At 62.2% G+C, this 10,622-nt stretch carries 11 protein-coding genes; 5 read left to right on the forward strand and 6 right to left on the reverse strand.

Annotated features, from left to right (window positions below):
- Positions 1-258, forward strand: a 258-nt coding sequence (locus B2994_RS02730; RefSeq protein ID WP_291526862.1) for a PASTA domain-containing protein, incomplete at its 5' end; no start/stop codon positions are given.
- A gap of 71 nt (positions 259-329) precedes the next feature.
- On the opposite strand, the gene B2994_RS02735 is transcribed toward B2994_RS02730, so the two are convergent.
- From B2994_RS02735 to B2994_RS02745, 3 genes are read right to left on the reverse strand one after another with little or no spacing between them, the layout of a single operon-like run.
- Positions 330-980, reverse strand: coding sequence for an anthranilate synthase component II (locus tag B2994_RS02735; protein ID WP_291526863.1), 651 nt, complete (start codon positions 978-980; stop codon positions 330-332).
- 24 nt (positions 981-1,004) lie between these two features.
- A complete protein-coding gene (locus B2994_RS02740; RefSeq protein ID WP_414630627.1) occupies positions 1,005-2,153 on the reverse strand; it encodes a class E sortase in 1,149 nt (382 codons plus the stop codon).
- Positions 2,153-3,004, reverse strand: coding sequence for a DUF881 domain-containing protein (locus tag B2994_RS02745; RefSeq protein WP_291526864.1), 852 nt, complete (start codon positions 3,002-3,004; stop codon positions 2,153-2,155). Before B2994_RS02745 ends, B2994_RS02740 begins: the two co-directional genes overlap by 1 nt.
- Positions 3,005-3,125: 121 nt before the next feature.
- Between B2994_RS02745 and crgA the strand changes: the two genes are divergently transcribed.
- On the forward strand, positions 3,126-3,650 hold the full coding sequence (crgA, locus tag B2994_RS02750; protein ID WP_291526865.1) for a cell division protein CrgA: 525 nt from the start codon (positions 3,126-3,128) through the stop codon (positions 3,648-3,650).
- A 644-nt stretch (positions 3,651-4,294) separates the two neighbouring features.
- Here the strand turns inward: crgA and B2994_RS02755 are convergent.
- Complete coding sequence (locus B2994_RS02755; RefSeq protein WP_291526866.1) at positions 4,295-5,095, reverse strand: rhomboid family intramembrane serine protease; 801 nt, start codon at positions 5,093-5,095, stop codon at positions 4,295-4,297.
- A gap of 174 nt (positions 5,096-5,269) precedes the next feature.
- Here B2994_RS02755 and B2994_RS02760 point away from each other — a divergent pair, with 174 nt between their 5' ends.
- Positions 5,270-5,509 (forward strand): hypothetical protein, encoded by a 240-nt coding sequence (locus tag B2994_RS02760; protein WP_291526867.1) that lies wholly within the window; start codon positions 5,270-5,272, stop codon positions 5,507-5,509.
- Between the two features lie 131 nt (positions 5,510-5,640).
- Here B2994_RS02760 and B2994_RS02765 read toward each other — a convergent pair whose 3' ends face one another.
- Positions 5,641-7,725, reverse strand: a complete 2,085-nt coding sequence (locus B2994_RS02765) for a cation:proton antiporter (protein ID WP_291526868.1) — start codon at positions 7,723-7,725, stop codon at positions 5,641-5,643.
- Positions 7,726-7,844: 119 nt separating this feature from the next.
- On the reverse strand, positions 7,845-8,603 hold the full coding sequence (locus tag B2994_RS02770; protein WP_291526869.1) for an alpha/beta hydrolase: 759 nt from the start codon (positions 8,601-8,603) through the stop codon (positions 7,845-7,847).
- A gap of 285 nt (positions 8,604-8,888) precedes the next feature.
- On the opposite strand from B2994_RS02770, the gene B2994_RS02775 reads away from it, so the two are divergent.
- Both B2994_RS02775 and B2994_RS02780 read left to right on the forward strand, forming a co-directional pair.
- The gene (locus B2994_RS02775) at positions 8,889-10,208 is read left to right on the forward strand and encodes a hypothetical protein (protein ID WP_291526870.1); all 1,320 of its coding nucleotides are present in this window, start codon (positions 8,889-8,891) and stop codon (positions 10,206-10,208) included.
- A 197-nt stretch (positions 10,209-10,405) separates the two neighbouring features.
- Positions 10,406-10,622: hypothetical protein (locus B2994_RS02780; protein ID WP_291526871.1), on the forward strand; the 217-nt coding region annotated here is incomplete at its 3' end.

Below are 10,622 nucleotides of genomic sequence, written 5' to 3' on the forward strand. Positions count from 1 at the left end.
GGGTCCACGATCACCCTGACGACGGAGGCCGCGTCGGTGACGGTGCCCAGCGTGGTCGGGCAGACCTATGCGCAGGCCCGTTCCCGTCTGGAAAGCGCCGGATTCACCGTGAAGACCACCGGAGGCAGCGCTTCCGACTCCGCCAAGGTGACCTCCCAAAGCCCGGGAGCAGGCCAGTCCGCCACCAAGGGAGGAACCATTACGCTCACTCTAAGCGGCGGCGGTTCGACCGCATCTCCGAGCACAAGCAAGGACTAGCGAAGGATCGGCAGCCGCCCGGCGCGGACTCGATGCCACGCCGGGCTGCGAATCCAGCCGGGAACGCCGCGCTATGCATTCGCAGCTACGTTGGGCTGCAATCCGATGGAACGCTTCACCGCCGTGGTCTGCCCGCATACGGCCAGCCAATTGGCCAGCAACCGGTAGCCGTCCTGAGTCATCACCGACTCGGGATGGAACTGCACGGCATACATCGGCTTGCCCTTCACCCGCAGACCCTGCACGATATGGTCGCCGGCGGTCCACGCAGTCAGCTCCAGCGTCTCGGGGATCGAATCGGGTTCAACCGCCAGCGAATGGTAGCGGGTGGCGGTCATGGGATTGGATACGCCGGCGAAGATCTCGTCATCCACATGTTCCACCTGACTGGTTTTGCCGTGCATGATCGTGGGCGCATGGCTCACCGTGGCGCCGTACACTTCAGCGAGCGCCTGCATACCCAGGCATACGCCGAACATCGGCTTGCCGAGCTTGCCGCACAGACGGATCATGTCTTCGCTCGCGCCGGATTCCGCGGGCGCGCCGGGACCGGGCGAGATCAGCACGCCGTCGTAATCGTCCAGCACGCCCGGGGCGGCGGGGTTGATCGCGTCATTGCGCACCACGTCCACCACGGCGCCAAGGGTTTTGAGATACCCGACAATGGTGTAGACGAAGGAATCGTAGTTGTCGATGACGAGAATGCGTGCGGAATCAGTCATACCGCAACAGTAACACTGCCCCTGCTACGCCTGCACGGCAACGTAGTTGCTCATCACCTGCAGTACGGGGATATTCGTCGCCGCCCAGGGGAAGACCCATTCGAACAGCGCCGCCGCACCCGCCAGCGCCAGTAGTGCGAACAGTATCAGGCGAATCGGCAGGGGCCCGGGGTGGTGCCGCAGCAGCCATCCGTAGAGACTGGCCTCCGGACGCGGCCGCTGGCCATCACGAATCTGACGCAGCACCGGGTATCGCCACGCCACCAATGCGGCCACGTAGATCACCGCGTATGCGATCAGCAGCCAGAGGATCACGGACTGCAGCGAGGCAATGCGCGTGAACACCGAAGATGTCGCGGTGGAAAACGTCACCTGCCCGGAATCGTCGGCGGTGGCGAGCTCCTTCGGCACGCCATCGGACACCTTGGCCCAGTAGTCGAACGCGCCCCAGGAGATCCACCGGTGCGTGGCGCTCGTGTACCGCGGCTCGCAGGTGGTCAGCGTGATGTAGCGTCCGGATTCCACTTTCTGCGCGCCATCGCCGGACGGGTCCGGCGCCACCACGCCCACATCATTCGGCAGCGTGATCTTGTTGTTGGTGAAATGGTATACGTACCAGTAATCCTTGGTGCGGACGATGATCGCGTCGCCCTCCTGCAGCAGATTCACGTTGCCCAGCGGTTCGCCGTAGCCGGAGCGGTGGCCGGCAACCGCGTAGTTGCCTACCTGTCCGGCCATCTGCGAGGTTGGATAGTGCCCGAGGCCGTGAAGGGCCAACTGCTCGGAGTCCACGCCTTCCACTACATTGCGCTGCCAGTTGAGGCCAAAGCGGGGGATGTACAGCTGGGCCACCAGATCATCCGTGTTGGCGCTTTCCGGCTGCTTGGGCGGGTCGCCCTGCTGCGGCTGCGCGATCTGGGTGGCCCCATTGGCCGCCGCCGGATCCGACCAGGAGGCGGTCGCGCTCTGCTCGATCTGGTTGCGCTCGGATTCCACGCCGGTCCACCACAGTTGCCAAGCGATGTACAGGGCGCAGATCGCCGCCAGCGTCAGCAGGAGTTCGCCGATGATTCCCAGCGCCTGCATGCCCAGGCTGCGGCGCCTGGGTTCAAAACCGCCAATGCGGCGCTCGTCGCGTCGTGCGGTTTCCCGATCGTTACCGTGCCGTGCCATCACTGTCCTTCCTTCGTACCGCTCGCGCCGTTCGAATCGTTCGTGCCCCCGTTCGAATCGCCGTTCGCGCCGCCGTTCGAGGGGATCGCCGTCGCATACTTCAACTGGCTCAGTTGCGCCGATGCCTGCGGGAATTCCAGCTTGTCCGAAGTCTGCACCTTCCAGCCCAAGCCATACACCCGCACATAATCCTTATAGATCGAAATCGCCGGAGAGTCGTCCAGCGCCTGCTGCAGCGACTTGACGTCACCGATCGCCGACACAGTGTACGGTGGGGCGTATTTCTTGTCTTCGAGCAGCAGGGTGTTGCCCACGCAGCGTACGGCGGTATTCGGCCGAACGCGCTGGTCCATAATCATCATCGATTCGGCGCCGCCGGCCCACAGCGCGTTGACCACCGCCTCGATGTCCTGCTGATGGATCACATAGGCGTCCACGTGTTGGGGATCGTTCGCGGCCTGCTCGCGCAGCGGGGAGTCGTCCAGCGTCACCGACAGGCCCGGCCCGCTTACCGCCGCCAGCGTGGTACCCGCAGCCTCGGTGTCGGTGGTCGCGTTGCCGTCCGGCGACGTTTCGGCGTCGTCAGTGGCAGAAGGAGACGCCAACGCGTCCAGCGCGGCGATTTTGGCGCTGAGGCTGTCAACCTCTTTGCTGAGCTTCTCCATTTTGTCGGTTTCCTCTTCCACCATGCCAGCGGTGTCGGTGGCGTAGTACGACGTGCGGTTCAGACGAACATTCATCGCCAACAGATAACCGACCAGGGCCATGATCAGCACCACGCTTACGGACAGGATCCACGAACGCCGCGCGCTGTGTTTCCCCGTATGAGCCTTATGCGCCCTGTCTGCCATCGAATTCCGTTCTCCTATTCGTTCCGCAGAACCGACTGCATGGCCATAATGCCGCATTATGGTCGCTGCGTTCGAGTCTAGCCACTACTATGACTTATAGCCTATTGAAGGAGACTATCTGATGGCAGAGCAAGAGCTGCACGAAACCGACGCGGAAGCCCAGAAGGACGAGCAGGCAGAAGCCGCCGCCGATGCCACCGTCGCAACCGATGACCACACTTCCAATGCCGAAGGCGAAACCGACGCCACGGATGCCGCCGGCACCGACGCCAACGGCGACACCGCCGAAGACACCGCCAAGGCCGCGGCCGACGAGGAAGACGACGATTACGGCGTGCCGATGGACAAGGTTGAGGCGGTGCTCAACGCCACGGCCGACAAGTCGTCCCTCAACCCGCAGATGCAGCGCATGATGGCCCGTCAAGCCGAGAACACCAAGCGCGTCGAGGAATCCATCAAGGGGACCAAGGCGAACCCCGGCTGGTTTGTGCCGCTGTTCTGTTTCCTGATGATTCTCGGTTTGGTGTGGGCCGTGGTCTATTACCTGACCGGCAGCTACCCGATCCCGCATATCGGTGCCTGGAATCTCGCCATCGCATTCGCGATTCTGATGGTGGGCTTCCTGATGACCATGTGGTGGCGCTGAGCACGCACTGCCGCCAATACCTCAGCCCTACGGTTCCATTCCGTGGGGCTTTTTGCTGCCGTGACACCCGAATCTTCATTCCGTAGGGTCTATTTCGCCTTGTGCAAAGCTCTACTTCTATTCCGTAGGGCTATCGCCTGAGCACACTCAGGCTTACAACCGTTGCAACGCATTGCAGTTAAGGCGTTTTCAAACGGTTATTATATTCGCAGCAGCCCTACGGAATGGAAGTAGACCTCGGGATAAACGAAAATCAGCCCTAGGGAACGCATTTGGCAACATCGTTACGGCGTGTCGTACGTGATGGTCCGTCAGCCAGACACCGATGCTGCCAGTAACACAAGCTTGCCGGCATCCGCATTCCCCCCGTAAGACACCAAGCTCCTGTATAACCTGCCAGCACGCATTGTGGTGCGCATCCACAAGTTATCCACCGATATCTGCCATATTTCCACTGAAAAACAGCAGATATGCACGTCCTATCCCCGACTTATCCACAGACTTACTCACATCCGGTGGATAATTACATGCGTGTGATTTATCGCTAGTGCATAGCAAACGGGCAGACGGCAGCCATTGAGATCGTCAGACGAGGGCCATTGGACTGTCAGCAGGGTCTCGTCTGAGGCAGCCCAGCTGCCCGATCACTGGAACGAGCTGAAAAGCGATCCCAGTGCCCCCAGCGGATTCAATGTGTTGCACAGCGCAATCACCATAACCATCACCACGAGCAGCGCACCGCCGTACACCGCCGTGCGGAAGGTGATCGACTTGCCGCGCAACGGCTTGAAACCAGACACCAGCAACCCCGACAGCGCGCCGCCGATCACAAATCCGCCGGCATGTGCCTGCCACGCGATGTTCGGCACCACCAACGGCATGGCGACGTTGATCGCCATCCACACCAGCATCGATCGAATATCCGCCCCGATCCGCCGATACACCACCAGCACTGCGGCAAACAGGCCGAAGATCGCACCCGAGGCGCCATAGCTTGCGCTCATCCATCCCGATCCGCCGGGATATGCGGCCGCCCACAGCATCAGCCCCATGCCGCCGCCGATGCCGGACAGCAGGTACATGGCGAGGAACGGCCAATGCCCCAGCAGTTTTTCCAGCAGCGGGCCCACGCACCACAGGGTGAGCATGTTGAACAGCACATGCGTCACGCCCGGCTCGTGCAGGAACATCGAGGTGACGAAAGTCCATGGACGCACAACGGCCAGCAGCGGCCTGAACATGCCGGCCGACAGCATGTCGCTCAGCGCACTGGAGGACACGAACCGCAGTACGATCTCCACGGCCCATACAGCCACGCACAGGACGATGATCGCCTCGGTGACCACCGGACCACCGGAACGCCATTGGTAGCGAAGGGCATGCCGATCAACAAGGTCGCGCAGGCGCGGGGCATTCGGAAACAGGCTGAAACGCTGGTTGTTCATAGTGTTTACTGTAACGAGGGGCACCCACCCGCGCATCCCGCGAAAGCAACGCGACGCCGACGAACCGGTCCCGTTTCCGATTCCCACACGTAAACGCCACAAACCATCTTCTAAGATTGACCGTAGCATTGGCTTGGACGGGCAGGCCATCGACCTCATGGGAAAGGAGCCGTCATGGAGAACAAGTCCTCTAACGGTTGGAAGTTCTTTGCGTTGCTGTTCGGCGCACTGCTGGCTGCCGTCGCAGCGCTGTATGTCTACAAGCAGCAGAACCCGGATTACGATCCGTGGGAGGAGCCGTGGGAGAACAGCTCATCCCCGGTCGATCTTGGACTCACCAAGGATCACGAAGACGACGACGCCTCCGAGGATGCTCAGGCGGAGCCGGAAGCCTCCGCCACCGAAGCCGCCTAGTGGTATCGAGCAGTATGCCGCAAGGCGGCATCCCTCATTGCTTTTCAGTCTGGTCCCCCGCCGGCCCCGGCCGCGGGGGATCAGTTGTATGGGTTTTATGGTCAGGCCCCTGTTTCTGGTCAATTGTACGGTCAGACCCCTGAATCGGCGTCCACTTGCATCACATACACATTGCGCCGCAGATTCCTCGCCTCGGCGCGGCTGATCTCGCCCTCGTCGGCCATATCCTGAATGATGCGCAGCTCGATGGCGTAGCTTTCCTTCTTGATCTCCTCGGCCTGGTTCTGCGCGCGGGCGCTGTAGCCGACGTTCGGCCGGGCCTGGAGCGCCGCCTTGGCACGCTGGTAGTCCAGAATCATGCCGCTCACATTTTCGGTTTTGAACCGTCCGGAACCAAGCTCGCCATACAGCTGGGTGATGGTGTGGTCGATGGCAGCCACCTGCAGACGCCGCGTGTGCATGAACAGCTCGTCGTCGCTGACTAGCGGCGCGGTCCGCCTCACCCGGTTCTCAACGCGCTTGAACAGGCTGTGCGCACGCCGGATCATCGAACTGAACCGCCGGTGGATGCGTCGCCATGCCACATGTGCGCGGGTTTCGTTCTCGTCGATGCTGCCAAGATGCTCGAGCGCCGTGGAGATGCGTTCCAGCAGCTGGTCGCACGCCTCCTCGGCGATATCCTCCCCGCCATCGGACACCGGCTCATGCGCGCGGATGCGGCGACGCTGCTGATCCACATAGTCGTGCTCCCATTTCAGCGTCTGCGCCTGCAACCGGTCGATATCATGCGAGTCCGGCCCTCCCACGCGCTGCTGCAATCGTGTGATGCGCTGCGTGTAGGAGTTGACCACCATACTGACGGCACGGCGGTTTTCGGGAGTGGTTTTGTCGCTGAGCTCCTCGATGGTGCGCCGCAGCACCTCGATGGTGATGGCGGTATGCTCGGCCGAATAGTCCTTATGACGATTGGGGGCAAGCAGCGGCAGCACGAAATTCGCAATGGTCAGGGTCAGGATGATCACGCCGGATGCGATGAAGATCAGTTCGTTGCGCATGGGGAATTCGTCGCCGTATTCAATCCAGTACGGGATGGTGAACATCAGCGAGAGCGTAATGGTGCCCTTCGGCCCTCCCACGGTCATGACGGCCGCGCTGCGCCAACGGTCGGCGGTCATCGGGCGTCGCTTGCCGGTCTCCTGGTCTTTGACCAGGCGCAGCATGACCGCCACCCATATGAAGCGCATGCCCACCACCACTGCGGTGACCAGCAGGATCAGGCCGAGCAGGGTCCAGTTGCTCACGTCGGGGTCCGCCCAGCTTTTCGTCATGGCGCCGGGCAGCTGCATGCCCAGCAGGATGAACACGGCGCCGTTGAGGCTGAAGGCCATCACCGACCATACGGATGACGAGACGATGTTGGTGCGGGCCACGTTCGGCCCCACGCCGGTGCGGTCGAAGCGGATGATCAGGCCGGCCGCCACCACGGTGAGGATGCCGGACACATGGATCATCTCCGCCGATAGATACAGCAGGAACGGCAGGAAGATCTCCATCAGGATGCGCGATGTGGTGGTCTCCCATCCGAGCCGGCGGATGGTTTCGAACAGCCAGTTGACCGCCACGCCAATCAGCATGCCGAACAGCGTGCCGCCGGTGAAGGACACGACGAAGTCGCCCAACGCCTCGCCGAGTTTGAATGTACCGGTGGTTGCCGCGACGATGGCGAACTGGAAGCCGACGATGCCGGTGGCGTCGTTGAACAGCGATTCGCCTTTCAGCACGGAGGTCTGGCGCATGCTCAGTGAGGCCTCACGCCCGAGCGAGCTCACGGCCACGGCGTCGGTTGGACCGAGGGCGGCCCCGAGCGCCAAGGCGGCCGACAGCGGAACGATCGGCCATGCCGAACCAAGGACGAACCCCACGGCGACCATCGTGGCCGTGGCCAGTCCGATGGCCAGCGACAGGGACAGCTTGATGTTGCGCAGCAGCGCCGATTTGTCGATGCTGTGAGCCTCTTCGTACAACAGCGGCGCGATGAACAGCACCATGAACAGCTCCGGGTTGAGCTTCACGTCGGGGAACACGGGCGTATACGCGGCGGCAAGCCCGAGGGCGATCTGCACCAATGGCGTGGATACGCGGGGGATGAAGCGGCTGATGAATGAGGAGACGAGTACGGCCGCAAGCACGCACAGGATCAGCTCAAAAACTTCCAAGACTCAACTCCGTCATTGCTTGTTCGGGTGGATTTACAGGGGGTTGAGTCCATTGTATGGACGCATGGGGGCAATGCGTCAGCGCCATGCCGTCAGTTGCCATGCATGACACGGCTCCGTCACATCACCCCGCTGGCGAGCGCGTTGTTGATCATCCATTCGCGGATGTCGTTGAATTCCTCGAGGTTCACGGCGTGGTCGAGCCCGTGGTAGCTTTTGGTCGTCAGCCAGGTGTGCTCTTCCAGCCAGGCGGCGCAGGCGTAGAGCTCGTATTTGGGCACGACGGTTTCGTTCTTGCCGTAGCAGTAGTAGACGGGGATGTCGAGCGCGGCGAGGCGATCGTCGGCGGGGGCCGTTCCGGCGACGCGGCCGGGGGCCAGATATCCGGAGAACGACACGGCCGCGCGGTAGCGTTCCGGGTTCAGGCGCAGCAGGTGCACGGCGATGGTGCCGCCTTGGGAGAATCCGATCGGCACTACCTCGCGTCCCGCCGGCAGATGCGCAAGCACCCAGTCGTTGACGGCCACGGCGGCGGCGTATACGTCGTAGTCCATGTCGTCCCCGCTGACCAGCGCGTCGTGGAACCACGAGTAGGCGCCGGGGATGTACGGCCCCTGCGCGTCGGCCAGGGTGTACGGCCCACGCAACGCCACGTAGTCGTTGAAGGGGGCGACCATTTCGACGAGTTTGGCGGCGTCCTCTTCGTTGGCGCCCCAGCCGTGCAGCCCAAGGAACAGCGGCCGGGACGGCATCGCCTCGCCATGCTCGCGGGACCATAGCACATGGTTGTCGTCCACCGCGAACGGCTCGCCAAAGCGGCCGGGCACCACGGTGGATTCACGCCCGATCAATTCAACATCCTTGTTCTGCGCATTCATAGTCATTCACTGTAGACGGCCCAAACCGCGCGCGGAGTCATGGTTTCGTTGCGGGAATATGAACTTGGTCACGTTCGGACGTGGGACTGCGGCGGGGCGGTGCCGGGACTGCGGCGGAATCACGGCGGCCGGGCGCTCCAGGCGCCTTAATTGAACGCGACGTTCAGTCAGTGTCCCTTCCCATGAATCAACATCGTGTCTAGAATAACCGCTGGATATGTGATCAGGGGGCGCGGCCGTGAGCCGCGGGTCCTCTGAGGGGAAGCTTTGAGGAAAGTGTGAGCTATGAAGAAGAAGCTGGTCGCCATCATTGCCGCCGGCGCAACCGCGGTGTCGCTTGCGGCCGCGCCGTTCAGCGCCATGGCCGACGATTCCGGGACGACAGCCGGCGAAACGGCCAATACCAGCATTATTAGCGATGCCGTCAACCACATCAAGGACACCAACGACCAGATCAGGCAGGATGCGCAAACCACGCTGGATCATATCGGTCAGGTGCACAACAACATTCACGAGGATGCCGATTCGATCCGCCAGCATCACGAGCAGTTGTGGCAGGACCTCCAGAACGCTCGCGACGACATCAAGGACACCATCGACACCAAGCATGACGCCGCTCATCAGACCGCCCAGAACATCCATGAGACCGTGCAGGATTCCATCGCCCACACGCAGCAGGTGCTCAAGATGCTGGAGGAGTTCCACAACACGGTTCGACAGGACGTCAATGACGCGTTCGACAATCTGCAGAAGGATTGGGAGCACGCCCAGAACAATCACGACGCGATGAAGGACGCGCTGCAGCAGGAGCATGATCGTCTGCAGGCCAACATCGATGCCGCCGTGAACCAGCTGGTGCAGGATCTGAAGGATGCCGGCGAAACCAACCAGCAGCTCTTCGATGCGATCACCGCGATCCACGACACGATCAAGCAGGATATCGATGCGGTCTTCCAGCAGCTGCGGGAGGATCTCGACAAGGCCGACGAGCACCACGACCAGTTCGTCTCCGACCTCAAGGAGGCGCATGATGCGCTGGTCGACGCGGCCGACGACGCGTTCAGCCTGCTGCACACCATTCACGAGACGATTCATTCGGATGCCGCCAACGCCAAACAGCATGTCACGGATCTGATCAACAACTTCAAGGAAGATCACGATTCCATAGCGAATGCCATCCAGCAGTCCCATGACAGCTACATCGCCGCCCGCAAGCAGTGGCATGACGACTTCGTCAACGCGCTGGGCGACGCCAACTCGTCAAGCAGCTCGAGCAGCACCGCCAATGCGGTGAACGCGGCAAGCGGCACCGACGATGGCTCGACCAATGGGGCCAACGGTTCCGCCGGCGCCTCCGGGAACGCCTCCCAGGGCGCCTCCACCACGCAGGCGTCCGACAACACCCTCGCCGGGCGCATCGCCAACGCCGGCAAGTCCTCGGATTCCGCGTCCAATGCGGGCGGCGGGACTCTCGCCACCACCGGCGTCGCGATCTCCGCGCTCAGCGCCATCACGCTGGCTTTGGCGGGTATCGGCTATGCGCTCAAACGCGCCACGGCATGCAAAACGGCAGGCAGGGCGGCATCCCACGGCAGCGAGGACTGACGAATGACCTGGGGACAGAGCGGACAGAGCGGGGCGCACCTCCGCGATGGCAAGATTGTAAAGAATCCCCCGGCCGTCTTCCTCCGCAACGAGAAGCGGACGTAAGCTGATACGGCTTATGCCCGCCGATCCGGCGTGATGGGCAATCTCGCCTGCCATGCAGGCGAGCACAGTCAGGCAGTCAGGAGGGCAGCACAATGCCGAACGGGGCTCACGCCAGCGCAACCTATGGAAGTCATATCAGTCCGAATCATCGCAGGACGAGGAAATCGCATAGGCTGCGCAACACCCTGCTCATTGTCCTGTTTGCGCTTGTCGCCTTTGCCGCCGCGGCCGGCGTGGCGGGCGTCAAATTCTACAAAGAGGCCATGCAGGTCAAGGACCATGAGCTTCAGGCGGTCACGCTGATCCAGC

This window comes from Bifidobacterium sp. UBA744, assembly GCA_002298605.1.
GTDB lineage: Bacteria > Actinomycetota > Actinomycetes > Actinomycetales > Bifidobacteriaceae > Bifidobacterium.

What these genes read in the sequence shown, in the direction of transcription:
- B2994_RS02735 (WP_291526863.1), bottom strand. Translation starts at nt 980, where the DNA reads ATGACTGATTCCGCACGCATTCTCGTCATCGACAACTACGATTCCTTC.
- B2994_RS02740 (WP_414630627.1), bottom strand. Translation starts at nt 2,153, where the DNA reads ATGGCACGGCACGGTAACGATCGGGAAACCGCACGACGCGACGAGCGC.
- B2994_RS02745 (WP_291526864.1), bottom strand. Translation starts at nt 3,004, where the DNA reads ATGGCAGACAGGGCGCATAAGGCTCATACGGGGAAACACAGCGCGCGG.
- crgA (WP_291526865.1), top strand. Translation starts at nt 3,126, where the DNA reads ATGGCAGAGCAAGAGCTGCACGAAACCGACGCGGAAGCCCAGAAGGAC.
- B2994_RS02755 (WP_291526866.1), bottom strand. Translation starts at nt 5,095, where the DNA reads ATGAACAACCAGCGTTTCAGCCTGTTTCCGAATGCCCCGCGCCTGCGC.
- B2994_RS02760 (WP_291526867.1), top strand. Translation starts at nt 5,270, where the DNA reads ATGGAGAACAAGTCCTCTAACGGTTGGAAGTTCTTTGCGTTGCTGTTC.
- B2994_RS02770 (WP_291526869.1), bottom strand. Translation starts at nt 8,603, where the DNA reads ATGAATGCGCAGAACAAGGATGTTGAATTGATCGGGCGTGAATCCACC.
- B2994_RS02775 (WP_291526870.1), top strand. Translation starts at nt 8,889, where the DNA reads ATGAAGAAGAAGCTGGTCGCCATCATTGCCGCCGGCGCAACCGCGGTG.